This window comes from Lelliottia sp. 7254-16 (assembly GCF_002922995.1).
GTDB classification, from domain to species: Bacteria; Pseudomonadota; Gammaproteobacteria; order Enterobacterales; family Enterobacteriaceae; genus Enterobacter; species Enterobacter jeotgali.
The window spans coordinates 132792-158967 of sequence record NZ_PQVS01000001.1 but is presented as its reverse complement, the minus strand read 5'-3'; the positions used below and the strand labels follow the sequence as shown (position 1 = coordinate 158967).

Below are 26176 nucleotides of genomic sequence, written 5' to 3'. Positions count from 1 at the left end.
ATTTACCGCACATTTTTTACCCTTTTTCAGACCGTTATTGGTCGCTTTGAGGCTGCAATTAGCTGGTTTTTGAAACGCTGTGCCGCATTACTTTGTTCATGATGTTTCGGCCAAACCAGCCACATTTCCGAGACCGCATCTTCTTCGGCAATCGCCACCCAGCGCATTTCGCTGAGCTGCACGCGTTTAAATGACGCCGGAAGAATCGACACCCCCAGCCCTGCCGCCACCAGGCCGATAATCGTCATCGCCTCGCCGACCTCCTGGGTGATGACCGGGGCCAGCCCGTAGCGACGCATCAGGCCCAGGATATCATCATACAATCCGGTTCCCACGTGCGGATCAAAAAAGACAAACGGCTGCTGGGCCAGTTCCGAAAGCGTGACCGACGCCTGCGAAGACAGCGGATGATCGCGAGGGATCATCGCCAGCAGCGGTTCGCGCAGGATAACCTCCCAGGCCAGCGTATCGGGCAAATGGGTGTTGCGCATCAGCCCTAAATCGAGCGAACCCTCATTGAGCGGGACGATTTGCTCACGGGTGTTGATCTCCCGCGTCTGAATATGCACGTCAGGGTAATGGCGACGAAACGACGACAGCGTGTCCGACACCGCACTGATAAACGGGGCCGACGAGGTAAACCCGATGCGCAGTTCACCCGTTTCGCCCAAATGCAATCGTTCGGCACGGGCCGCGGCATCCTCGACGAGGCTCAGGATATGTCGGCTGTCGGCCAGAAACTGCCTCCCCGCTTCCGTCAGGCTCACGCTGCGGTTAGTGCGGGCCAGCAGGCGAGCGCCCACCTGCTGCTCAAGGATTTGGATCTGCTGGCTCAACGGCGGCTGGGAGATGTTGAGGCGCGCCGCCGCTCGTCCAAAATGCAGCTCTTCGGCAACGGCGATAAAATAACGTAAATGGCGCAGCTCGATATTCATATGTTTAACGTATCATTTGAGATTATTAATATATTAGACAGAATATTTACAATTTCCTACTCTGATCTTGTGGTCATACCCGTCACCAGAAATCACGGGGATGTTTAAGCAAGGAACTTTTGTGAGTCGTACATCTACCGTTGATATCGCCCCGGCAAGCGACATCGATGATTTACCCGCAGCACCCACGCCAGCCCAGTTTATTAAACGCGGTACTTCCCAGTTTATGCGCGTTACTCTCGCGCTATTTTCCGCAGGCCTCGCGACCTTCGCCCTGCTGTACTGCGTGCAGCCGATCCTCCCGGTTCTTTCTCATGAGTTTGGCGTATCGCCTGCCAGCAGCAGTATTTCCCTGTCGATCTCAACCGGGATGCTGGCGGTTGGTTTGCTGTTTACCGGCCCGCTTTCCGACGCCATTGGCCGCAAACCGGTGATGGTCACGGCGCTGTTGCTCGCCTCGGTCTGCACACTTCTGTCGACGATGATGACCAGCTGGCACGGGATTCTGGTGATGCGTGCTCTGATTGGGCTGTCGCTAAGCGGCGTGGCGGCGGTCGGGATGACCTATCTGAGCGAAGAGATCCACCCAAGTTTTGTCGCGTTTTCGATGGGACTGTATATTAGCGGTAACTCGATTGGCGGCATGAGTGGACGCTTGCTGAGCGGTGTCTTCACCGATCTTTTCAACTGGCGCATCGCGCTGGCCGTGATCGGCTGCTTCGCCCTCGCCTCGGCGCTGATGTTCTGGCGTATCCTGCCCGAGTCCCGCCATTTCCGCCCCACGTCGCTGCGGCCCAAAACGCTGTTTATCAACTTCCGCCTGCACTGGCGCGACCAGGGGCTACCGCGCCTGTTCCTGATGGGCTTCCTGCTGATGGGATCGTTCGTCACGCTGTTTAACTACATTGGCTATCGGCTGATGCTTTCGCCGTGGCATCTTAGCCAGGCGTTTGTCGGCCTGCTGTCTGTGGCTTATCTCACCGGGACCTGGAGTTCGCCGAAAGCCGGTGCGATGACCGCGCGGTTCGGTCGCGGGCCGGTGATGCTGGTCTCGACTGGCGTGATGCTGGCGGGTTTACTGCTGACGCTGCTCTCGCCGCTGTGGGTGATTTTCGCCGGGATGCTGCTTTTCTCCGCAGGTTTTTTTGCCGCGCACTCCGTCGCCAGCAGCTGGATTGGCCCGCGCGCCCGTCGCGCCAAAGGCCAGGCCTCTTCGCTGTATTTGTTCAGCTACTATCTGGGCTCCAGCATCGCCGGGACGCTCGGCGGCGTGTTCTGGCATAACTACGGCTGGAATGGCGTCGGTGGGTTTATCGCGTTGATGCTGTGCTCGGCGCTGCTGGTGGGCATGAGTCTTCATAAGCGATTGCATTAATTTTTCATGATTAATAAGCCACTCTTTACGCGCAATGCCGCCACCGTAGCCGGTCATCGTGCCGTCTATACCGATAATTCGGTGGCACGGAATGACGATAGCCACCCGGTTTGTACCATTGGCGGGGGCCACTGCGCGTACGGCATTGGGCTTATCAATCTGTTCTGCAAGCGCCTGATAGTGCGCCGTTTCCCCGTAAGGAACGGCGCGTAATCCCTGCCAGACCACACGCTGGAAATCACTCCCCGGCGTATCAAGCTGAAGCTCAAACTGCTGGCGCTGTTCCGTTGGCGTAGCGCCAGTCAGTTGTTTGCAGGTGAGGAAGACTCCGGCAAAGGACTGATGCGATGCGATCGTTTTAAGGTCTTTTCCAGCGTCGCCTGAACGGACGCATGTACAAAATTCCCCATCGATATGCGCTTTATACCGAGTTTAGCCAGAGTGCGGAAGTCGGGAAGATCGGGCATACACATGACGTTGAGCGGCAACGCGATCTCTCTGGAAATGGTCGCTATATCCAGCTCAGACGTCAGACAGGGAACAAAAAATCCGTCTGCCCCCGCTTCTTGATACATCCGTCCACGAGTGAGGGTTTCCTGTAATGCCTGCCCGTGACCCACAAGATACGGATCGCTGCGAACATTGATAAACATATCAGTCAGTTCACCCCGAATCGCTTTTAGCTTCTCGGCAAATACACTTGCGTCGTCGAGTTGTCGAACACCGTTAACCACTCTGCTGTCTTCCAGGTTTACCCCGACAATGCCCAACGTTGATAGACGCTTAAGATTCCCGACAATCTCCTTTGCGCTCTCACCAAAACCGGCTTCGATATCAACGCTTAATGGTAAACCGGTCGCTGACTTAATCTGCGAGACGATATAGAACCACTCGTCAAACGACATACCTTCTCCGTCAGGGTAACCCAGCATTGCAGCAATGGCGGCACTTGATGTCCCCAGCGCCGGATAACCCGCCTGCTCCGCCGCGCGAGCGCTGGTGGCATCCCAGACGTTAGCGAGAAGTAATGGTGTGTTCTGGTGGTGAAGTTCAGCGAAGTTCATGGTTATCCCCTTGTTCGGTGTGAAGGTTCAATCCAGGGCATTCGGGGAAACACCGACAACCGAAAATCGGACGAGCATTTTTAGAAAGGCGAAACGGGAGCAAACCGGTAAAGCGCCACCATCACGGCGATACTCGCTATTACGCTGATGACGAACCAGGTTTTGAACGGCTGTTTTTGCGTTTTATGGCGGAAAATCTGTTGACCCACAATCGCGCCCGGCCATCCACCGACCACCCCAAACACCAGCAACGTAGCTTCCGGCACTCTGCGCCACGCCTTACGCGCCGCCATTTTGTCTACCCCGTAAATCATCAGCGTTAATACGTTGGCGAGCAGGAGCCAAATGATCACCGCGTGTGAGGTAAAAATGCTGCCGACTGCCGCGAGGAGCAGAAGTAAATAACAAAAGCGATTGAGATTCATAGAGTTGGTTACAGCCGTGTTAGAGCTTGTCGCAAGCTCTCTAAAGTGAAGGGGTAGAATGCCAGGAGCACTTAGATTTCAAGCGCTGCAACGATGGCGGCTTCCATTTTCTCCGGAGTGGTGAACGGTGCAAAACGCTTGAGCGGCTTGCCGTCGCGCCCGATCAGGAACTTAGTGAAGTTCCATTTAATCCGCCCACCCAGCACGCCGGGCAATTCGTCTTTCAGGTAACGAAATAGCGGATGGGTAGCGGCGCCGTTGACCTCCACTTTCTCGAACATCGGGAAGCTCACACCGTAGTTGATGTGGCAAGTCTGCGCGATGGCGTCGGCGTCTCCGGGTTCCTGCTTACCGAACTGGTTGCAGGGGAAACCAAGCACCACCAGCCCCTGGGGGGCATACTTCTTGTAGAGCATTTCCAGGCCCGCGTATTGAGGCGTGAAGCCACAATGGCTGGCGGTATTCACCACCAGAACCAGTTTACCCGCGTAGTCAGCCATAGAGATGGGCTGGCCGCGCAGACGGGTGGCCTTCAGTTGATGAAAGGTGATCATGGCGGAATCCTCAGTGCAGAACCAGTCTAACGTTAAGTGCGATACATCTTTGCAAAGTCGAACGAAAAGGACAACAAACGGGTTTTCGCATTTGTGATCGTGCAGCACATGGCTTTCTCATCAACCCGCAGGCAAGAGCGCAAAACTATCTACTATCCTTAGTTCATGGAATAAATTTCCATTGTGACCATCAGTTTTAATTTCTTTCAGTTTTACAGCCTTCCCTTTTTCAAGGGATATCACCTGGCTTCTGAAGAGCCTCAATGTTGAAGGTGATAATGTTTCCTGTTTTCAATCAGTTCCTGGTTCCGAACGCAAAGATTAATTAAAGGACAACAGCTATGACTCACATTCACGAACAATCTGCAGTTAACACTGGCTACCCCGATACGCGTCTGACCCTGCCCGCCGCGAGCAGCAGCGCCGTATCCTGGGGTGCCATTTTTGCAGGCGCGGCAGCAGCGGCTTCCCTCTCTTTGATTTTGCTGATGCTGGGCGCCGGTTTAGGCCTTACGTCCGTTTCGCCCTGGGAAAGTCGCGGTCTTGACGCAGGTACGGTGGGTATCGCTGCCATTGCCTGGTTGACGTTCACTCAAATTGTTGCGTCGGGAATGGGAGGCTATTTAGCCGGTCGACTGCGCACAAAATGGGTCGATACCCACACCGATGAAGTTTACTTCCGCGATACGGCACATGGATTTTTGGCCTGGGCTGTGGCAGCGCTGGTATCGGCGGCGCTGTTAACGAGCACTATCGGTGCCATCGTGGGAGGGGGGGCTAAAATCGCGGGTACCGTTGCCGGGGGTGCTGCGGTGACCACGGCGGCTGGTGCAGCAAGTATGGCAAACGGGTCGTCTGCAGTTTCCGGTTCGTCAATGAGCTATTTCGTTAACTCATTGTTCAGGGCGAACAATCCTGCCACACCGGCAAACGATGCAGCCGATCCCGCTGCGCCAACTGCGGCTCCTGCTCCTGCAATGCCCTCTGCATCTCATCAGCCCGTTTCGCCTGCACAGGTTGGCGAAGTGACCGGTATCTTTGCCAACAGCATTACCACCGGCGCCTTACCCCAGGAAGATCGTCAGTATGTCGCCCAGCTTATTGCTCAAACTACGGGTATCAGTCAGCAAGAGGCCGAACAACGGGTACAGAGCACCTATGACAAGGCCCAGGCTAAATTAAAAGACGCGAAGGAGAAAGCGCAGCAGGCTGCTGATACCGCACGTAAAACCACGAGCTATCTCATGCTTTGGACGTTCATTTCTCTGCTGGCGGGTGCCTTCGTCGCCAGTCTGTGTGCGACCTTCGGTGGCCGTCAACGTGACTTATAATTCCTAATTATGCGAGAGGTTTAAAATGCGCTCATTATTACTGTTCTTTTTAGGCGTACCTATTCCAATCATTATCCTGATTGCGCTGTTTTCCCATTAAGGCTGGGGTAACAACGCAGTATTTTCAGGCGTAATATCTGGAGAGTTGCACGCAAACAAAAAGCCGGATAACGCTAATGCGTTTCCGGCCTAATACTGTGTTAACACCACTTTTTAGCGTGTTTTGCCAGAACGGAATGGATCAAAGACCGAAGATCGCTTCAATTTCAATGTGAAGATCAGGTGAGAAAAGACGGCTGACTTCCACGAGCGAGCTGGCAGGCAAGTGATCGCCGTAATGTCGATACAGCACTTTGCGAAGTTCGTCGATCTCCTCGAATGAGGTCACGAACAGGGTAACTTTGATAAGCGCTGAAAAATCAGTGCCCTCAACGCTGACTATTTTCTTGATTTGGCTGAATATTTCTTCCGCCTGTTCAGCAATGCCTTCATGTTGAGCCACCGTCCCAAACGCAGTGAGTCCGGAAATGTAGAGCGTGTTGCCATGCTTGACGGAATGGACGTACGGCGCTTTGACATCACCTAACTCAGAATAATTCTTTCTTATTACATGACCCATGTTGAAAGCCTCTTGAAAGTGAACAAATAGCGACCTTAATCTTGCCTGCTCTGATACAGATCACAGCGGTTGCCAGAGATATCTTCAAAGACCACAACAGTACCCTATTCCTCTTCGCATGGCTCCTCGCGATACTTTATTATCTGATATATAAAATGTTTTAAACCGCCTTCCCTCCTGTATGAGGATGCGCTACTCTCAAAATGCGTTCGCTACCAAAACGGTATGGGGCCTGTAAGTATGCTTAATGTACAATCAAAGGTTATAAAATGAAAAAAACAACCCCAGAATATACCCCTGTTGACTTATCTCGTTGGGCAAGAAAAGAGCATTTTGAGGTATTTCAGTCATTTGCCCAGAGTACAATTAATCAAACTGTCCTGGTAGACATTACCGCACTTCTGAAACATATAAAGGAGGTGGGTTGGAAATTTTACCCTACTATTATTTCCCTCCTCTCTAAAATCGTAAACAGTCATTCAGAGTTTCGTATGGCCATAAAGAACAATGAGCTTGTCGTATGGAATGAAATTCATCCAAGCTATACCATTTTCCATAATGAAACAGAGACCTTCTCTTCAATATGGAGCCACTACGATGGCAACATTCATCACTTCCAGGACGCTTATTCACAAGACGTTGCACGCTATGGTAATAACCTTTCTTATTGGCCTAAGGGAGAGTCTCCGGAAAATGTATTTTTCGTTTCGTCTATTCCGTGGGTAACTTTTACCAGTTTTAATGTCAACGTTGCTCACATGCAGAACTTCTTCGCTCCCATGTTTACGTTTGGAAAATACTATGAACAGGATGGAAAAATATTGTTGCCTCTCGCCATTCAGGTACATCATTCCGTATGCGATGGTTTCCATGCGGCAAGACTGTTCAATGAATTACAAGCGATGTGCGATGACATACAGCACCTGTCAAAGGAACTTAATGACTGATGTGGAATTAAAGCACTTCCCCTTTAACCGTTTCTGATTTTCCCATCTATATGGGGCTGAGGTTTACCAAACAGATAGCCTTGTGCGAAATCGCAGCCCAGCACCTGAAGGCTTTCCAGCTGCTCCTGTGTTTCAACACCTTCCGCAACGGCCTTCATATTGAGTGATTTCGCCATGCCGGTGATGAGCCTGATAATATTAACGGCGTCTTGCTGTGTCGATATGGCATACACAAAGGACTTATCTATTTTGATTTTATCGAAGGCAAGCCTGCTGAGGCGCGAAAGAGAAGAATAGCCGGTACCAAAATCATCGATAGATATTTTCACCCCCAAAGCCCGCAGCCTGTTAAGCGTATTCATCGGTGTATTATTCTCAGTAAAGAGAGATGATTCCGTCACTTCCAGTTCAAGACGATCAGCAGGTAGTCCCGTTTCGTTTAGAATGGACATCACTATTCCGGCAAACGCTTTACTGCCTAGCTGGACAGGAGAAACATTGACGGAAATTTTAGCCGGAATCGCCCAGGAAGCAGCTTCCCGGCAGGCCATTTCAAGCACCGATTTCCCCATCTCGTTAATCATTCCTGTTTTTTCAGCCACAGGAATAAAACTGTCCGGCGACAGAAGGCCCTTCAGAGGATGCATCCAACGAATCAGGGCTTCATAGCTGTAAACTTCCCGGCTGAAAGAATCGACAATAGGCTGATAATAAACCACGAATTCTTTATTCACTAAAGCCAGCGCCATATCATGCTCGAGGGTTCGGCTTTCTTGCAGCTTATCCAGCATCCATTGCCGGAAGACTTTTATCTTACCCGCACCTTCTTTTTTGGCTTCATACAGAGCCAGATCGGCAAATTTATAGAGATAGTCGGAACGGCGTTCAGTGTCTGAGATGACAATACCGACACAGGTGGTGATATTAATAATCGTGTTATATATCGTGTACGGCTGATTGATTGCATCACATATATTTTGGGCTCGTGAAATGGCACGACTCTCAGTCAGGCCACTTGAGAGAAACGCAAATTCATCCCCGCCTAAACGATAAAGCGTGTCAGAAGAAAGGCCCATTGAAGTCAGACGCTGTGATATCTGGCGTAATAACATATCACCGACATCATGACCATACGTATCATTGACCTCTTTGAACCGATCTAAATCAAACAGCATCACGCTCACAGAATTATTGCTTTTTACTGCGCTCTCGATGGTTTCATTTAAATTCTCCCAGAAGAAATGGCGGTTATTCATTTCTGTCAGAGAGTCATGGTAGACGTCATACTCCAGCTTGGCATTCTGCACTTGCAGTTTTTCTTTCGATTCCTGCAATGCTTCAGCAAGACTCTTTACCTGAAGATGTGCCTTCAGAATATTTCTGTTCTGGAAAAATATCAGCACACCCAGTATCGCACTCATTATTATCAGCAATACCGAGGTCGCTGAGTAAATATAGTACAGGGTTTTAATTTTAAGGTTGGCGTCATTAATCGAGTTGATATCTTTGTCTAAAGCGCCGGACGACAGACGAGCCAGTTGCGGATCGAGCGTGTGCATTATTTGCAGGTATGCCTGAAGTTCTGAGCGATTCATTTTCTCAAGGTGAACATCCAGATAATCAAGCGTCTTTTCAAGCTGTAAAGCCAGTGCATGATGAGCTTTGCTACTTTCGATGTAATTACTCAGATCACCCTGTTTCATCAAATCACTTTGGCTGAGCATGATGTCGAGACGCATGCGCACATCATCCAGCGTCATCGTCTCATCGATAGCATAAAGACCCAGCAACGATTCGAACCTGTAATATTCTGATACCAGCTGTGCCGCAGACCACGAAGCGGCGTAGTGAGTCAATTTCTGTAACTCTTGTTGCCTTTCATGCACAAGGAAAGAGATATACCCGGTGGATATAAAAAGGAAACAAATGATGCCAGCCAGAATTCTGTTCATGTTGGTCTTATGACCCCTTACTCAATAGCCATTCTGCTGACCTGCCAGGCTGATCTTGAATAATAAATCTGATTATTCAGCTCAGGTATGCTGTCGTAAGGGTAAACCACAAACAACGGGCCTTTATCACGGATACGCATATATTCGCCGTTGATTTTTAAAGCAAGGATGACGTTGTATTTCTTAAAATCACTGAGCGGGATTTCGGTGGTGTAGTCATTGAGCGCAGTGACCTTTACAACAGACCCTTTCGCCCCGACATAATCCATGAGTTTTTGTAGTGAAATGCCCGTAAAGGTTGTGCGGCCATTATACCAGGGAGAAGTCGTCTGGAAGCTGACCATGCCCAGTTTCTCAAGGCTCGCGAGATCAAAAATGGCTTTACCACCCTCATTTGTATTTTCGATATGACCAGACAGCGTTAAAAGGACTTTACCGGTAGGTCTGGCAAGTTCACCCGCCCAGACCTGAGTAGAGAGCGCAAAACTTAACAGCATGACAATTAACCGCATTCTGACCTCGTATATCAACCGGATGTTAAAGAATTATAATTTAGTTATTGTGCTATTTACATATGATCCAGGGCTATTATTGTTGCAATCATTTTAGCATTATTTTAATCCATTGAAATCAACCAGTTAAAAGAAACCTTTCTTTTTATATTGATTAAATAAGATCGATGCCGTTATTTGGCATACCCAAACAGCACCATCGTTAGTACAAAAAACAAGCAATGTAATTACTCAGCGCAAATAAATACACCGCATAAAGCGGACCACAAGAACAACCACACACCTCTCAATAAAAAAGCCGGATGGCGCTGACGCTTATCCGGCCTACGGGTTCTTTGACATCATTTACACAGCGCATTGGCTTCCGGCTCAAAATACGACGGCGTCTCTGGCAACGCCCGTCCGTGCGCGGTTTACCTATTTTAAATCAATAAATTAAGCACTTTCCCCAATTGTAATTCACTCTCGCTAACACAAATTCTCCCGACACCTCACCAAAATCGACCGCCTGATGCCGGGCAAAATACTCCCGCAGTGATGTAGGTAAAAATTGCGCGCTGTATCGCAATAGCGTGCTGTGCCAGAACGGCGCGGGCAAGGGGCTACCGGTATGACGCTGTAGCAACTCCTCTTTCCACTGAGACGCTAAAACGCTCTCGCAGAATGACTGGCGCATGGCAATAGCCGGATCATCAGGGATACCGGCAAGCAGTAACTGACTGGGCAGAGCCACTAGCCGTAGCTGCCGGATCACTATTTGCTTCCCCTGATATTCACGCCAGATATCGGTCAATTCCCCTGCCTTCGTCGGGAGCGATTCGTTTTCTTCGTACAGCGGCAGAGTCAGGGGCAGAAAGGTAAAATGCACGCTACTGACCGGGAGGATATCGGCCAGCCGATCGCCCTCCACGAGCGTGTTCAGCTCACGAATGAGCTCTTCGACTGCCGCTGGCACCTGCGGTCTTATACCTGTTGCCAGTGCCAGCTTGTCGGGATCGTAGTAACGCTCGGTCCTGATTTCACCGATGCCGGGGTTTTCCCGCCAGAGGGTGAGCGTTTTCTGGTTAGCGGCGTCGTAAACTTTTTGCAGTTGAGTGGATTCCATGACCGAACCGTCCTCCTTTCATCAGGCAGTCTCAGCATCTAAAAGTGAGGTGCCATAGGAATTATCAATTGTACACAGCCAGCGACCGCTCTTTTCCTGCCGGAAAACATAGGTTGCACGCCGCGTGGTTTCGACTGTTCCCCCCTGACCATCAGGGAAACGAAGGACGGTCTCCATGATAACAAGTGCATTGCCGCCGCCTTCAATAACCTGCATCTCTCCTTGCTCAACAATAAGTTGATCCTGAAAGTAATCAGAAATGGCGATAAAGGCTTTGCGGATATTTTCTTTGCCAGTAACGATCAAACCTGGTTTAACCACCAGAGCCGCATCCTCAGCGTAATTCTCCATCAGAGAATCAAAGTCTTTAGCAGAAATCGACCTGTCACAGGATTCAATAATCTGGCGTAGCGGATGTGAGTGCATGGATATTATCCTGTAAAATGACCAACCTGTATTACCTGGTAACTCAGTGTATATGTATAGCTACCAATTTTTATTGATCATTGGGGTTAACATTTTATTTAAGGAGACTTTGTGCGTACTCGTCCATCATCCCGGTTACTGGTCCTTTCGCCTGAAAATCACGTTTTGCTCTTTTGCTTCTGCCATAGCGATGATGCATTAACCGGAAAAACCTACTGGGCAACGCCAGGCGGCGGACTTGAACACAATGAATCTTTTGAGCAGGCGGCTTTGCGCGAATTACAGGAAGAAACGGGTCTGACAAGAACATCGGCAGGACCGCAGATAGCGTCCAGAAACTTCACAATGATGCTCCCCAGCGGGGAAACGGTTCTTGCACAAGAGCGTTTCTTTATTATTCATACCGATAAATCAGATATTGACCGCTCAAGGTGGACTAGCAATGAAAAGAAAGTCATTCGCGATCACCGCTGGTGGACACTCGGCGAGCTAAGACAGACGCATGAGATCATCTTCCCGCTCGATTTGATCATCAGCATCCTTGAAGACCCCTCAGCGTTTAATGTATCGACATAAGCTTGATGTTCGCGCCGATCCTTACTACAAACTGACATTATTCTTTTTCGCCCACTTCCTTAATCTTCCATTTGCATTGGCGTAAGGCGAAGAGGTATTAAACGAAATCATTCGCCCCATCGTCCATTTTGCGTACCAGGGTTTTCCATACAAAACATCATCAGTACGCTCATCAATCAGCGTCACAATTTCATTTTTTACCGTCTGCAGTTCTGCAATGAGAGCGTCATAAGGTAAATCGCTATAATCTTCGTAAAATTTTTGAGCAAGAAGACCAAGCTGATTCCATTTAAAACCGGATTCAGGAAAATCGACAGGCTGGCCTTTAGCATCAGAAGTTACCCACTTAACCACCAAAGAATTCCATCCGAGTAAATACGAAACAAGGTCATGAACACTCATCTCTGTCCCTTTAGCGTGCCCTTCCATTACGTAACCGGACGTCATTTCGGGCGGGATGGTATTGAGGTAACGGATTAATTTACTGAAGTTTTGATCAATAGCTAAAAGCAATTCAGCTTTTGTTTGCGGCACACTCATCAGAATTCCCTCTCATGGAAGAAAACACACCGGAAAATCACTGTGATGTCAGGATGCATTCCCGCTGCGCGATCTAAAATATTACCAAAACTGGCAGTTGATTGTCATTTGTATGACTTTTAGAATAATTCTGCAACTCATTGATTAAATTTTATTTAGGGAAAAAATAATGAAAAAAAGTCGCGTTGCAATAATGATGATGGCCACGTTTTCAGGCGCAGTTTATGCGGGTGCCGCGCAATGGACACCGGATTTTTCCCCAGACAGTTTACGTGTTTCAGCCTCCGGTGGGATGCTGAGTGGGAAATCTCATGAGATGGTTTATGACGAAGTAACAGGCCGAAAAATCAGCCAACTGGACTGGAAAATAAAAAATGTCGCCATTCTGAAAGGCGATATTTCCTGGGACGCGTACTCTTTTCTGACGCTGAACGCCCGCGGTTGGACGTCATTGGCATCAGGCTCGGGACATATGGATGACTACGACTGGATGAACGAGAATCAGTCCTCATGGACAGACCACTCATCCCATCCGGCGACGAATGTCAATTATGCCAATGAATACGATCTCAATGTAAAAGGCTGGGTATTTCAGAACGAAAATTATAAAGCTGGGGTAGTCGCAGGTTATCAGGAAACACGTTTCAGCTGGACGGCTACCGGCGGCTCTTACAACTATGATAACGGCGCTAATACGGGGAATTTCCCGGCAGGTGAACGGGGAATTGGTTATAGCCAGCGATTCTCTATGCCCTACATTGGCCTAGCGGGACAATATCGCTTTAATGACTTTGAAGTTAACGCGCTGTTTAAATTCAGTGATTGGGTCCGGGCACACGATAACGACGAGCACTATATGCGTGATCTGACCTTCCGTGAGAAAACGTCGAACTCACGCTATTACGGCGCTTCAATTGACGCGGGATATTACGTCACACCGCACGCCAAAGTCTTTGCCGAATTCGCCTATAGCAGCTATGAAGAAGGTAAAGGAGGCACTCAGATTATTGATAACAACAGTGGCGAATCAGGTTCCATTGGCGGAGATGCTGCGGGCATTTCTAACAAAAACTATACCCTTACCGCTGGTCTGCAATATCGATTCTGATGCCGCGAGACGCGTCATCTATTTCTACAAAATACTAAGCCCCTGACGGGGCTTTTTTATTGATTTAATTTCCAAAAAAGAACCAGATATAGGTTTCGTAGCGATGGCCTGCCCCTGTTGAGGATAAGAAAATTCACTTCAGCGAGTGACAAATCAAAAATACGATCTAAGATTTTGAAGGACGAAAACGGATTACAAGGAGTTTCTGATGATTATTGTTGTAGCAGCAGTCTTAGTATCCCTGCTCGTTGTGTTGGGACTTAACTACATTTTGCAACAGCTGATGAGTGCATGGTGCGATCCGGATGGTCATTAAGTCTCGCTGAAATGTTAAACGCCCTGCTCCCTGCCCCTCGTGCTTTGCCGTTTCAACCTCCCGTCTCGTGGGCAGCTCAATGCTGCCCTCAGGCTTGACCTGAAGTTAACTTGAGCTTTTAAGATACCCATCCGGAACTCAAAAAAAGGACTCAGGTTATGAAAGAGGTGGATGTTGGTTTTACCCACGTGGCATTTGTCGTAAGGGATCTGGATAAGAGTATTGATTTCTATCACCGCTATGCGGGCATGGATGTTGTTCACAAACGAGAACCTGACGTCCCGGAGGCGCGCAAAGTTGCCTGGCTAAGCGATCGCACACGTCCGTTTGCCCTCGTTCTTGTCCAGCCCGATGTGGTGACCGATACCCCGTTGGGCAATTTTGGTCATCTTGGCGTCGCATGCGCCAGCATTGAGGAGATCGACCAAAAAGTGGAGATGGCACGTTCAGACGGCGTGTTGCGCAAAGAGCCGGTTCAGGCTGGCGATCCCGTTGGCTACTTTGTCTTTTTCGCTGATCCTGACGGGAATACTCTAGAGCTATCCTACGGTCAAAGGGTTGGGCTTCAAGCCTCGGGTGCGGAGAGTGAATCCAGCCGTTAACATGCCAGTAGTTCGTTACTGGCATAAATCTCACACCCTTTAAAAAAAGCCGGATGGCGCTAGCGCTTATCCGGCCTACGGGTTCTGCTTACACCGCTTGTTAATGTCTGTTTAGGCCAGTTTCTTCATCCAACTGTAAATACCGGTGAGTTCCGTGATTTTATCTCTCACAGCCTGTTCAATGCTGTCGTGAATGAACAAGGGTGACCACACCGTTAAATGAGGTGAGACCTGCATAGTTCGGCAGTGGGTTGTGCCATCTTTTTTAACAATAGTGACATTTTGGGTATTACGCTTTTGATATCCGGCCTTTTTATCGAGACACTCCAGGGCTTCACTCAAAATACCCTGCCACTTTTCCCCAGTGAGTTCATTTAGTCTGAATGGCCGACCTCCGATATATTTCTCTTTAATTTCGGGTCTGGATGCAACCTGCCAGGCATCTCGCCAAAACGTCAGGAAAATATCATCGGAGTGATCTGTTTTTGCTATCAGCGAAGGCAACTCAGGCGCAATTAATTCTGATTGTATAAGCTGAGAGACAGGCCAGTTTTTGTACATTTTACCTTCCAGATTAACCCCCATGTGGATCGTATTGCTCTGCGGGTGTACCGAAATGTTCCATTGAACGCCTTCGTTGCCATCACTCATCCCAAAAAAGGGCTTGTTCAGCTGACCAAATGGCCGCCCTTTCACTTCCAGCACCTCACAAAACGTCTGCAGTAAAGCGGTATACCCGGCAGCATCCTGTCTAGTCGTATGGCTGGTGCTCTTTTTGGTTTTGGAGTGAGTATTCATTTCAGGTGTAATTTCGATCTCATCGAATTTATCTACAATTTTTATATCACTTTGAGAATCAAAAATAGAGATGACGGCTTTCCAGGCATTTTCTGGAGAAATATTAAAAAACTCTCGTCTTTTTTGTCGTAATGGCGTCAGTTTATGATGAATTAATTTTTCTAATGACTGACAGTCATCAACCGCCAGAGAAAAAGCAACAGACCAGATAAAATCCCCCGTTGAGCTTTTATTTATCTCATGGCATCGAGAAACAGGATCCCTGGTGGTCATGCCAATTTTACATACGGGTAGATCAATATCAGCGACTTCCAGTATATAGACATACCCTTTCAATTTATCAGTCATAACAGCCTGTCTGTATATTAATGAATGTGATTTCGTGTTTCATACCATAACACTTTCCTCTTAAGGGGTAAAAGTCAGGGTGTATTAGTTTCCGACTGTGTCGGTTAGGGTGCGATTGGCGGCCATTTCTCGCCAGTGTTATCGCTTATCCGGCCTAGAGATGTTGCTTATAGCTCCCAGGCTGTTTGCGGGCCAGAGATGCCGGGCGACAAAAAATTGATTGATAAAAAGACAGGATTACAGGATGTTATTCTTAATATTTTTCGTAGAGTTAATCGCAATGGGCCGTCTGCTCAATATTGGATTTATCAAAATCGGTTACTGGGAATTGCAGGAGGGACAATTGCATTATGTTATGACAGAAACAATAGAGAGGGCTCAGTAAGACTCACGGCAATCATTAATCGCACAGCAAACAAATCTCAGGCACCACGAATTATGGGCGGCACGGGATTAAGAACGTTTTTCCAGGAAAATTACAAAATTAATGATGTGGTGAGTTTTATACTGTTGTCAAAAAATACGATGCAGTTGAACTGAACATGATATAAAAAAAGCCGGATAAGCGTTCGCGCTTATCCGGCCTACGGGTTCTTAATTTACCTCACCTTAAAAACTCCCCTTAAAGCCAATGCTCCCGGTCACATCTTTGCTCACCTCGCTCTGCTGGCCTTTGTTGCTCCATTCGCGCCCCACTTCGCCGTAGAATTGCAGGGTCGGTTTGACGCTCCAGGTGGCACCCGCAGCGGCTTCGGTGCTGGAATAGCGCTGTCCGGCAGACAAACTTGTGGTGGCTGTTTTATTGCTAAACCGCGTGTCATCCGAACCGCCCATTCCCTGCCACAGATTCACGCGCACATACGGCGTGACTTCGCCCTGTCGCGTCTGATAATGCCCCACCAGACGAGTGCCGATGCGCGCGGTGACGGAATCACCGGCATCAATGTGGGCAGTGGTTTTGGTATCACCTTTCACATCGATATCGTCAAAGCTGCTGTGCTGCCAGATAAGCTGCGCCTGCGGCTCAAGCTGCCAGCGGCTTTCGCCCAGTTGATACGGTTTGCCGATTTCCACCGACGCCGCCAGGCTGTTGCCGTCCGGCTCGTAGGTTTTCCCGTGCGTTTTCACACGCAGGGAGTGGCGACCATATTGCACAACGTTATCCACCCAGAACCCGTTATCCGCCGTCCAGGTCGCATAGCCGCCGAGATACAGGGCGTGGTCTTTGATATCCCCCACGTAGCCGTTGTTCCCGCCCGACTGTCCCTTCACCGAGGTATTGTTATCCATCAGGCTGGCATACAGTCCTGTTTTCCACTGCGCGTTAGTCCAGAGATCGCTCCCAACCTGCACGCCATTCAGGTGCGTGTCGAGGGAGGAGTGTGCCGCATCATTGAGACGAGTCCGCCCGGCATCGCCGATGTAACGCGCCCAGGCACGTTTATCGTCAGGATTGCCTTTGGTGAAGCTGTTTTCATCGCCCATACGTTTATGCAGATTCGCCAGCACTGCCATATCGCCGGTGCGCACCGCCTGCGCAATGCCGTCGAACAGCGGCACTTCTGAGCGATAGTCGGTGCGCAGATACCAGTTTTCGCCCTGCGCTTTCAGATCCCCAGCGAACAGATGATATTCAAATGCGCCCGCTTCCAGATGATCGGCTCCAAGCGTAAACGCGTCGCGAGACGACTGCGCGGTAGTGGTCGCGCCGTTGCGTGCCTCCACCACTTCGATACCGTCGCCGTGGGTCGGTGCGCCGAGGCGTGAGATGTCGATGTTCAGTCGGGTCTGGCCCGATGCGGTCCCGCCGTCGACAACCAATTTATCCGCCGTCCCTTCGCTGCCTTTCTGCTGCGCGGCCAGGTTAATGGTGCCGCTATCGCCCACGTAGTTGCCTTTTACCGTGAGCTGCGAACCGATGCGATCGCTGGTCAGGTTCACGGTTCCTGCATTGTTCATGTCGGCGATCTGCTGATCGTAACCCTGAGTATCCAGCAACGCGCCCTGGTACACGGTGTGCACCGAGTTTTCACTCAGCGTCTGTTTGCCGCCCGCCTGCAAGGTACCGTTGGTGACACGCGTCATACCGCTGTAGCTGTTATCGCCCGTCAGCACCGTGGTGCCGCGACCTGTCTGCTGCACTTCCCCTTTGCCGCTGATGTCGCCATCAAGCGTCAGGGTATTGCTACGATTGACCGCCAGACCGGTGTTATCTTCGATATCGCCCAGCACTGTACCGGTGGTGCCGCCGTTACCGAGCTGCAACACGCCGCCGTCGATGGTGGTCCCGCCCGTGGCCTGGCTGTCGGCGGTCAGCGTCAGGGTGCCTTTCCCGAGTTTGGTCAGTTTACCGCTGCCGGTGAGCGCCGTGGACAACGTGGCTTTGTTGCCATTGGTGTCGATACCTCCGCCGTATTCGCCGAGCACCACCAGGCGGTCGGTGTCGAAGCCTTTGCCGTATTGCAGCGTACCGCCATTGAGGGTGAGGCTGGTTTCATGCACGCCCAGATTGTTATCCGCACTGACGTTCAACACCCCGCCGCTGACGGTCGTTCCGCCGGTGTAGGTGTTATCGCCATTCAGCACCAGGGTGCCGATATCAGTTTTGTCGATGCCGCCGGTTCCCTGGATGACGCTGTTGATGGTGGTGGTCATCTTCGCACCGTCAACCGTACCGTCGCCGACGCGCAGAATGGTATCGGCGGTATGGGTGTTGAGCGCATCGCCCTGCACCACATAGCCGTCGGTGGCAAATTGCGCGCCGCTTAACCATACGTCGCCCAACGATTTATCGACAGTGACGGTTCCTTTTGCCCCTTCGAACACCGCAAACGCATCGTCGTCAAATTGCGCGTTGAGTGCACCCGATGGATTGGTGCCATCGGTGGTCCAGTTGTCGTTCCCCGCGCCGCTCTGCCAGACACCGTCCCCGCCGTCGATGACATTGTTATTCTTCTGCACGCCGTCTTTACCGCCCGCGCCATCCCAGAAGCGCAATTGCAGGCCCGCGCGGTTCACCAGGTTGACCTGATGATTAACCGAGGTCTGCACGTACAGGCTGTCCGCCGCTTCCGGCGCGCTGGCGATATCCAGGCCATTGTTATTCAGGCTGCCGGTGTAGTTAATCAGGCGATAAACCCCAACGCCAAAGTTGCCGCCGCTGGTTTGAGTGATGTTCAGCTTGCCGTCGAGATTCAGGTCGCCGTTGACGTCGATCAGATCGTTGAGCTTACCGCCGACGATGTAAGCTTCGCCGAGCTGATAATCGAGCTGGGAATTTTGCGCCAGCGTCAGGCTGCCAGTGGTGAGTTTGCCAACGCTGCCGAGATCCGCCCCCGCCGCGATATGGCCGTTATCGGCGATGGTCACATCCCCGCCGATAACGCCGTTCCCGCCGAGCGTGGTGCCCGCATCGACCGTCACATCGCCCGTCGCCGCGTGTTGATCACCGTTCACCAGCAGCACGCCCTGTTCGACGTGCGTCGTGCCGGTGTAGGTGTTATCGCCGCTCAGGGTCAGCGTGCCATTACCCTCTTTTACCAGGCTACCGCCATTGCCGCTGATAATACCGCTGATCTCATCCGCACGCTCCAGCGCCCCTTCCAGCAGCGTGTTGCCGCCGAGTTCGACGTTCCCGGCCCCAGAAAGAGAGCCGATCGCCGTCTGGTCGTCGGCTCCGGCGATATTCACCGTTCCGCCTTTCTGATTATCGACTGTCGCACTGCGCCCCTGAGCTTTATCGCTAAAGCTTATCCGGCCTTTATTGACGATCTGCGCGTTGCCCGCATCCGAGCCGTTATTCATCGCCAGCGATGCGCCGCTGCCGACGTTAATCTTCGCATTATCGCCCTGCGCGTTGTCGTTGAACTGCACCTGGCCTTTATTGCTGATATCGATAACCGAATCCGCGGCACGGCTGGTGTCGTTGAGGGTCAACAGGCTATCGTCGACGGTGAAGTGGTGCGTTTGCGTCGAGCTGGCATTGTTGATGTTCAGCGTTGCGCCGTAGCTGAGATCGACCTTACTGCTGCCCGTGCCCAGCGCCGCCGTTGACTCGGCGTCCACCACCACATCAGAACGATGATCGGTCCCAATAATCGCCGTGCCGCCCTGGAAGGTGTTATCGCCGTTCAGCGTCAGCTGACTGTCGGCATCGGCAGTGCTGCTGCGCACCGTCAGTTTGCCTTTCCCGCTGATGACACCGTTATCGTTCAGCGCATGGCTGTTGAGATCGAGCTGACCGCCCGCATCGCCGAGAATAATTCCGCGCGTGGTGTCCCAGTCCGCGCCGTTTTGCAGCGTGGCGTTATTGTTGATGGTGATAGTGGAATCCGCCGCGCCGAGATTCTGATTGCCCTGCACCTGCAAGGTGCCGCCCTCGATGCGCGTCCCGCCGAGATAGTCGTTGTTGCCTTTAAGGATCAGCACCCCGGTGCCGCCTTTGACCAGCGCGATGTTATCGCCCGCGTTGGCCTGCACAAGGTCGGATTCAATGGTTGCTTTCCAGTTTTCTGAGCTGGCGGTGCCGTCGCCGACGTTCAGCCACAGATCGCCTTTTTTCAGCGGAGAATCCGCCGGAACCGAACCGTCGGTAGACGCCGCAGTCAGCGTATCGACCGCGTATAACGCATCACCCGTGACAACGTAACCGTCGCTGGCGAACTGGCCTCCGGCAAAATGCACATCGCCGACTTTATCGTCCACCGTGACCGTCCCGGCTTTGCTCTGGAAAATAGCGTACGCGTACTGCGCCCACGGCGCGTCGCCTTTCCCGGAGGCGGTAGTCCAGTTGTTATCCCCAAGATCGCCGCGTGAAGTCCATTCCCCGTTTCCGCCGTCGATGTGATTATCCCCTTCGATGCCGGTCGGGCCGTGGTCGCCGTTTGTCTCCGCGCCGTCCCAGAACTGAAGCGCCAGGCCGCCGTCGTTGACCAGGTTGACCTCATGATCGATATCAGTCTGGATGTAGTAGTGATCGCCCGCCGTGCCGCCCGGTAAGGAGCCGAGCACCAGTTTGCCGTCGTTGTGCAGTGCGCCGCCGTAATTGTAGATGCGGTACACGCCAGGGCCGAAGCTGCCGCCGGACGCGGTGCTGACATCCAGCTTACCGCCAAGCGTTAAATCGCCCGCCACGTCGACGAGGTCATTCAGGTTGCCACCCGGTTTGTAGGCTTCGCCGAATTCAAAATCAGAAACCGTATTTTTGCCAAGCGTCAGGGATTTGCCGTTGCTGATGGTCAGCGTTCCGGTGCCGCCGTCGCCTGGCTGCAGCGTGGCGTTGTCGCCCATCACCACGTTCCCACCGATCGTACCGTGCCCGCCGAGCAGCGCGTTATCCGCCACGGTGACATCGCCGGTCGCCGCGCTCTGGTTGCCGTTAATCACCAGCGATCCCTGATTAACCTGCGTTGCGCCTTTATACGCGTTATCGCCGTTGAGACGCGTCATGCCGCTGCCGTCCTGGTGGAAGCTGCCGCTGCCGGTGATCGCGCCGCCGAGAGTTTGTTCTTTACTGAGATTGACCGTGAACAGACCGTTGTCGAGAATGCGGGTCACGTCGGATAATGCCCCGGCAGTGCTGCCGTTCCCGACCTGGATCGCCGATCCGGTGTCGATGGTGGTTTGCCCGGTGTACGTGTTATCACCCAGCAGAACGGTGGTCGCCGAACCCGCGCGCTCCAGTTGGCCGTCGCCGCTGATGACGCCGCTGTAAATCGTGTTGCTGTCGCCGTCCAGCACCAGTTTGCTGTTCGCCCCCGCGGTTGTGACATTCAGATTACCGATACTGTGCTGCCCGGCAGTCACCGCGTTATCGCCTGAACGCAACGTCGCACCGTTAGTAACGCTGAGTGCGCTGACGCCTGCAAGATTATCCACCACGCGCATATCGGCTTGCCCACCCGTCACCGTCAGGCTGTTCCAGCCGCTGCCGATGTTGGTGCCTTTGCTTAAATCGTCGACCCCAAAGCTACCGATTTTCGCCGCCGCGCCGTGGGTGTCGGTGAAGGTCAGCGCGTTGCCGCTGCTGGAGGCGGTCAGCACGTGCGTCACTTTGCTTAAATCGACGTTGCCGATATTCCCGCGGTCGTTCCCCTGAGTGCCGCTGAAGTCGACGCTGCCCGCGAGCGAGCCCGCATTCCAGGTGAAAGTATCGCTGCCGTTGCCCATGTCAATGCGGCTGGCGACGCTGCCGCCGGAAATTTGCAACGTGTCATCGCCGTCACCCGCCAGAACGTTACCGGTAACATTTCCGGATTCAAAAAATATAGCGTCGCTGCCTACACCGCTTAACAGCGCGGTGCCACCGTTCGCCGCAATCAGATCCCCGCGATTGGTGATGGTGTTGTTGGTATTGCTGCTGACATCCAGCACCACCGAGTTCTGACTGGCGGTTTTCAGCGCCCCGCTGTTGAGCACCGTTTTGCTGTTGCCGGTGTCGGCGTCGGTACCGGAGAGATCCACCAGCGACGCGGTGCTGCCGGTGCTGGTCGATTCCACATCGCCGGTGTTAGTGAAGGTGGTCGCAGCTTTGGCGTTGATCGCCGCCGCCCCGTCGCTGGCGGTGGTGATTTTACCACTGTTGGTCACCGATTTAGCGTTTTCAGCCAGCAGCGCGCTGCCGCCAGTTTTGTCGTTGATATTGATGGTGGTCGAGGTGGTGACATTCCCGGTCGTTCTGGCGCGGATGCCGCTCCCGGTGGCATCGCCTGCGGCGTTCCCGACGTTGATCACGTAGCTCCCGCCGATGTTCAGATCTTTACCCTGAATCAGATCGCTGGAGTTTTTATTCTCAAAGGCAAAACCCGCCCCGCTGCCGGAGGCATCATTCCCGGTCACATTAAGGACGTTATTCGAACCGCCCGCGTTGAGGGAAACCGAGGTCCTGATCGCCGGACCGTCGCCTGCATTGATGGTGACGTTATTGAGCTGAATATTGGAATTATTGGCATCGTTCTGGATGCCTGCGCCGGAGCCGGTCACGTCGATGGTGGTGTTGGACGCGGTCAGCTGCTTCGCACCGCTGGCGAGCAGGATCGCATCTGCGCCGTCGGCGGCAGAAATGTGGTTGTTCGAACCAGATATATTCAGCGTCGCACCGTTTTGCAGTTTCACCGCCGCTTCGCCGCCGTTGGCGATGACGGTTCCAAGTTGTTTGACAATAGCGTTCGCGCCGTTGACCAGTACGCCGATATTCCCGGACTGGCGGCCATTGCCGCTGACCATCAGCGCGGAAGAGGATTGGTTATCCAGCGTACCATCGGTATCCAGGTTCACGCCGATATTGTTCTGTCCGCGAATATCCAGGCTGGAAGTGCCGGTCAGAGTCAGCACGCCCTGATGACTGACGTCATACCCGGTCACACCCGTCTGACTGTCGAGCGTGGTTATTCTGGCGTCAGAGGTGACCGATGTGGCGAAGGTTTTGCCGCTGTCCGCACCATCCAGACCGTGACCCTGCCCGTCCACCACCACGGCGGTAGTGTTATCGTGGTCGAGCACAATTGCGCCGTCGGCAATGGTCCCGCTGGCACCGCCGGTCACTTCCACTCCGACGCCGCCCTCGTTATCGACATGTATTTTGGCTTTGCCGGTGCTGACCGTGGTCCCTGTGCCGTTCGCCAGCACGCCGACGGATTTTTCGCCGGTGAGGGTCAAATCGTAGCCGATGTTATCCCCGTCAAAACGTGCGCCATGATCGAGCAGGAACAGCGTAGTGTTGGTCTGCTGGTTGTCGTTCAGAGTCAGATTAGCAAGATTAATACGGGCATTTTCGCCATACGCGTAGTAACCAATCTGATCGCTATTATTAAACGCGACGGTGGTGTTTTTGCCCAGATCGGCCTCGGCTTTATTACGCACGTGAACGCCAATCGCCCCTTGAGCGTTGAGGGTAATGCTGGAGTCGATGTTCGCCGTAGCTTGATGGCTCTGATCGCGGCTGGCGACATACACCGCATAGTTACGGTATTTCAGATCATCAGAGCCGTCGGTGTTTTTAATGACGGTGATCGCCCCTGTCGCCGTGGAATCCGCGTGGGCATCGGCGTTATCGGCATATACGCGCAGGCCATTATTTCCCGCTCCGCCGATATTAATTTCACCGTTGTTAATGACGCCGGAGGCATCATGCGCGTAGAGACCATAGTTACCCGCCATATTGCTGGAGCCAGGAAGCGCAGTGCCCAACACGTCGATACGCCCGTTATTGATAACTTTCCCCGCGCCGCCTTCGGAGAGCATGCCAACGGCGTTGCGCACAGTTTTGGCGAGCAGGATCATTCCGTGGTTGATCACATCCCCGGTGCTCTGGCTGCGGATCGCCGCACTTTGCGCGCTGCCGCCTTCCATCACTCCGTCGGCGCTGCTGGCGGTGGCGCTGTCCATTTTCACCCCAAGGGTAATGGTCCCGCCGCTGGCGTTGGTGAAGGTTGAATCGCCGAGGACGTTGACGCCGTACGCGGTGGCGCTGCCCAGCGTATTGCGCGGGTTATTCACCACGTTGATGATGCTGTTGTTAAGTGCCGTGGTTTTGCCTTCGGCGTGTATCCCCTCTGCCAGCCCGTTGCCATTATCCGCCAGCGCCACGTTCAGCTTGCCGTTGTTGGTGACGGTGCTGCGGCCCGTGGCGAAGATCCCCACTGAACCCTGGTTGCTGAGATCAACATTGCTGACGTCAATATGACTGACGCGCGAGCCGTCTTTTTCGATAAACAGCCCGGCGTTTAGCGTGCCGTTGTTGATAGCCGTCGCGTCGCTGGCGAACATGCCATCGGCGCGGGCGCCGGTATCATTCCAGGTATTCAGCGCGCCGTTGTTAATAATCTGTGCGCCCTTTTCCGCATGCATCACCCCAAGGTGACTGCCGGAAACCGCCAGGCTGCCTTTGTCAGTGATTTCGCCCAGCGCGTCTTTCCCGGTGGCGAAAATCACGCTGACGGTACCCGCGCCCTGGGTGGCATTGCCGCTGTGGCTTTGATCGTCCGACCACAGGTTGTAAGTCCAGTTCACATCCTGAGTTTGTCTGGCGTCGAGCAGATCGTTAATGATTGCCTGATAGACGTTCTGCACGCCGGTGCCGTCGGTCACTTTATTGCCGTTGATTGTCTCTTCGCCGAGCAGCCACAGCTGGATTTGGGAAGGCTGACCCTTACCCGACTGCGTGAGGAAATCATTTACCGCAGCGATATCACTCAGCGAGTTGATGGTGAAACTTTTTGTTGGCCCGGCCACCACATTGCCGTCAGCGTCCTGGGTGTAGGTCGGGAGCTCGATCGTTTTGTTCCAGGCATTCAGCGAACCGCTGCCGCTGTTGGTTTCAGTCGGCAGCGTGATCGCCCCGCCAAACTGAATGTAGTTATCCGACTGCCAGTGGGTCTGGCTGGTGTTTCCCGCAGCGCCTTCCGCCAGAGTCAGTTTGGTATTTTTGGTGTACAGACGCAGGGTATTTTTCGCATCGGCAATCGCCGTGCTGCCGTTGGTGTCCGCGCCAATATCCAGGGTGACGTCGCCGCCGTCGTTGGTGATGTGGCTGATACCGAAATGGTTGTACTGATAGATGCTGTCAAAATCGTAGATCGGGACGCTGATATCCCCGAGGGTATTGGTCCCGCTATTCTGAAAATCAGCGGAATTAAAAATGGTGATCTGCTCAACCCCGCCGCTGGTGCCCGGCATCGTGAGGTCCATGTTCTGATTCGCATTCGGCTCGTTATACCCGGAAGAGACCACGAACTGATCGATATTGGCGAGCGTGATGTTATTACCCTTGCTGTCGGTAATCGATTTAATCGCACCGGACGCCAGCAGCTCTTTCAACGTTTTGTCTTGCGAGGTGCCGTTGGTCCCCATCTGGATGTTGGGGATCGGGCCGTTAATCGTCAGTTTTGTCCCACCCGCGTAGGTTTTATGCTGCGCATCTGGCAGGGACGCAATCGCATCGCTGAGAGTGGCGAAATAGCCGTAGTCATCAATCACCCCATCCTTATCCGGCGCAGGAATATAGCTGCCCGCCTGGCTCCAGTTCAGAGTTTCATCGGCCAGCACTGAAGATGAGAGCACCAGGCTGGTGAGCGCACTGGCGGTCGCCACCTGGAGCGCACGACGCACTCGCCCTTTTTTACGGCTGCGGGTGGTTTCGGATGCAACAACCCAGAGCCCCAGAGCGGCACTCCAGACAACGCGATAAATTTTGTTCATTTGCGACTAACCTTTCCGCCTGTCCGTAAGCAGTGCGATATGTCACTCAACAGGCAATAGATGGAAATGAAATATCGCCATATACGGAATGAACATGGCGATTCGAGCGGATGTGATGTTGTTTGTGGTGTATTGTTTCGCACGCATACTATTTTTTATTTCTTCAACTTTATTTGAGAAGAATCAAAAAACGACATCCGCTCATTGCCATCTGAGAAAATTCCTAATTCTGATGTAAATGAATTAACCCGGGCGGAACATTTCTTTCCCATTGCGTCACAAACAAAAACACCGGAGGAAAATTGTTATCCGGGTAATAGTTACGTTTTGTTCGTGGATGGATAAGCCGGGCATCATTAAAAAGCCGGGTGGCGGCTGCGCCTTACCCGGCCTACAAATGCAGGGTTTCGTAGGCCCGGTAAGCAAAGCGCCACCGGGCGATGTGT

General features: G+C 52.4%; 18 protein-coding genes and 2 pseudogenes. 7 read left to right on the top strand and 13 right to left on the bottom strand.

Annotation, left to right across the window (positions count from 1 at the left end; genetic code table 11):
* Positions 1-26: 26 nt before the first annotated feature.
* Complete coding sequence (locus C3708_RS00780) at positions 27-935, bottom strand: LysR family transcriptional regulator (RefSeq protein ID WP_095281908.1); 909 nt, start codon at positions 933-935, stop codon at positions 27-29.
* Between the two features lie 121 nt (positions 936-1056).
* Between C3708_RS00780 and C3708_RS00775 the strand changes: the two genes are divergently transcribed.
* Positions 1057-2310, top strand: coding sequence for an MFS transporter (locus C3708_RS00775; RefSeq protein WP_095284261.1), 1254 nt, complete (start codon positions 1057-1059; stop codon positions 2308-2310).
* On the opposite strand, the pseudogene C3708_RS00770 reads toward C3708_RS00775, so the two are convergent.
* From C3708_RS00770 to C3708_RS00755, 4 genes and pseudogenes are all read right to left on the bottom strand, one after another.
* Positions 2311-2589, bottom strand: a pseudogene (locus tag C3708_RS00770) (methylated-DNA--[protein]-cysteine S-methyltransferase); the annotation flags it as partial.
* Positions 2590-2631: 42 nt separating this feature from the next.
* Positions 2632-3374 (bottom strand): annotated as a pseudogene (locus tag C3708_RS00765) (isocitrate lyase/phosphoenolpyruvate mutase family protein); the annotation flags it as partial.
* Positions 3375-3454: 80 nt separating this feature from the next.
* A complete protein-coding gene (locus C3708_RS00760) occupies positions 3455-3799 on the bottom strand; it encodes a DUF1294 domain-containing protein (RefSeq protein ID WP_103949023.1) in 345 nt (114 codons plus the stop codon).
* 71 nt (positions 3800-3870) lie between these two features.
* Complete coding sequence (locus tag C3708_RS00755; RefSeq protein WP_095281906.1) at positions 3871-4353, bottom strand: glutathione peroxidase; 483 nt, start codon at positions 4351-4353, stop codon at positions 3871-3873.
* A 341-nt stretch (positions 4354-4694) separates the two neighbouring features.
* On the opposite strand from C3708_RS00755, the gene C3708_RS00750 reads away from it, so the two are divergent.
* Complete coding sequence (locus C3708_RS00750) at positions 4695-5684, top strand: hypothetical protein (RefSeq protein WP_103949024.1); 990 nt, start codon at positions 4695-4697, stop codon at positions 5682-5684.
* A 241-nt stretch (positions 5685-5925) separates the two neighbouring features.
* Here C3708_RS00750 and C3708_RS00745 read toward each other — a convergent pair whose 3' ends face one another.
* Positions 5926-6303, bottom strand: a complete 378-nt coding sequence (locus C3708_RS00745) for a RidA family protein (RefSeq protein ID WP_103946347.1) — start codon at positions 6301-6303, stop codon at positions 5926-5928.
* A 269-nt stretch (positions 6304-6572) separates the two neighbouring features.
* On the opposite strand from C3708_RS00745, the gene catA reads away from it, so the two are divergent.
* Positions 6573-7250, top strand: a complete 678-nt coding sequence (gene catA / locus C3708_RS00740) for a type A chloramphenicol O-acetyltransferase (protein ID WP_103949025.1) — start codon at positions 6573-6575, stop codon at positions 7248-7250.
* A gap of 23 nt (positions 7251-7273) precedes the next feature.
* On the opposite strand, the gene C3708_RS00735 is transcribed toward catA, so the two are convergent.
* The 4 genes from C3708_RS00735 to C3708_RS00720 all read right to left on the bottom strand — a co-directional run bounded on the left by C3708_RS00735 (position 7274) and on the right by C3708_RS00720 (position 11245).
* Positions 7274-9202, bottom strand: a complete 1929-nt coding sequence (locus C3708_RS00735; RefSeq protein ID WP_103946349.1) for a bifunctional diguanylate cyclase/phosphodiesterase — start codon at positions 9200-9202, stop codon at positions 7274-7276.
* Between the two features lie 17 nt (positions 9203-9219).
* A complete protein-coding gene (locus C3708_RS00730; protein WP_095281901.1) occupies positions 9220-9714 on the bottom strand; it encodes a molybdopterin-dependent oxidoreductase in 495 nt (164 codons plus the stop codon).
* A 427-nt stretch (positions 9715-10141) separates the two neighbouring features.
* Positions 10142-10819: a hypothetical protein gene (locus C3708_RS00725; RefSeq protein ID WP_103949026.1), complete on the bottom strand. Its 678-nt coding sequence runs from the start codon at positions 10817-10819 to the stop codon at positions 10142-10144.
* A gap of 21 nt (positions 10820-10840) precedes the next feature.
* Positions 10841-11245, bottom strand: coding sequence for a nuclear transport factor 2 family protein (locus tag C3708_RS00720; protein ID WP_103949027.1), 405 nt, complete (start codon positions 11243-11245; stop codon positions 10841-10843).
* Between the two features lie 111 nt (positions 11246-11356).
* On the opposite strand from C3708_RS00720, the gene C3708_RS00715 reads away from it, so the two are divergent.
* Positions 11357-11821 carry an NUDIX hydrolase gene (locus C3708_RS00715; RefSeq protein ID WP_103949028.1) on the top strand — a complete coding sequence of 155 codons (465 nt, stop codon included), beginning with the start codon at positions 11357-11359 and terminating at the stop codon, positions 11819-11821.
* 24 nt (positions 11822-11845) lie between these two features.
* On the opposite strand, the gene C3708_RS00710 is transcribed toward C3708_RS00715, so the two are convergent.
* Positions 11846-12361: a ClbS/DfsB family four-helix bundle protein gene (locus tag C3708_RS00710; protein ID WP_103949029.1), complete on the bottom strand. Its 516-nt coding sequence runs from the start codon at positions 12359-12361 to the stop codon at positions 11846-11848.
* Positions 12362-12530: 169 nt separating this feature from the next.
* On the opposite strand from C3708_RS00710, the gene C3708_RS00705 reads away from it, so the two are divergent.
* The gene (locus tag C3708_RS00705; protein ID WP_103949030.1) at positions 12531-13469 is read left to right on the top strand and encodes an omptin family outer membrane protease; all 939 of its coding nucleotides are present in this window, start codon (positions 12531-12533) and stop codon (positions 13467-13469) included.
* A gap of 474 nt (positions 13470-13943) precedes the next feature.
* The gene (locus C3708_RS00700; protein ID WP_103949031.1) at positions 13944-14387 is read left to right on the top strand and encodes a VOC family protein; all 444 of its coding nucleotides are present in this window, start codon (positions 13944-13946) and stop codon (positions 14385-14387) included.
* Positions 14388-14498: 111 nt separating this feature from the next.
* On the opposite strand, the gene C3708_RS00695 is transcribed toward C3708_RS00700, so the two are convergent.
* Positions 14499-15533: a GIY-YIG nuclease family protein gene (locus C3708_RS00695; RefSeq protein ID WP_103949032.1), complete on the bottom strand. Its 1035-nt coding sequence runs from the start codon at positions 15531-15533 to the stop codon at positions 14499-14501.
* Positions 15534-15731: 198 nt separating this feature from the next.
* Here C3708_RS00695 and C3708_RS23515 point away from each other — a divergent pair, with 198 nt between their 5' ends.
* Positions 15732-16073, top strand: coding sequence for a hypothetical protein (locus C3708_RS23515; protein ID WP_133159899.1), 342 nt, complete (start codon positions 15732-15734; stop codon positions 16071-16073).
* A 69-nt stretch (positions 16074-16142) separates the two neighbouring features.
* On the opposite strand, the gene C3708_RS00690 is transcribed toward C3708_RS23515, so the two are convergent.
* Positions 16143-25730, bottom strand: coding sequence for an autotransporter-associated beta strand repeat-containing protein (locus C3708_RS00690; RefSeq protein ID WP_103949033.1), 9588 nt, complete (start codon positions 25728-25730; stop codon positions 16143-16145).
* Positions 25731-26176 lie beyond the last annotated feature (446 nt).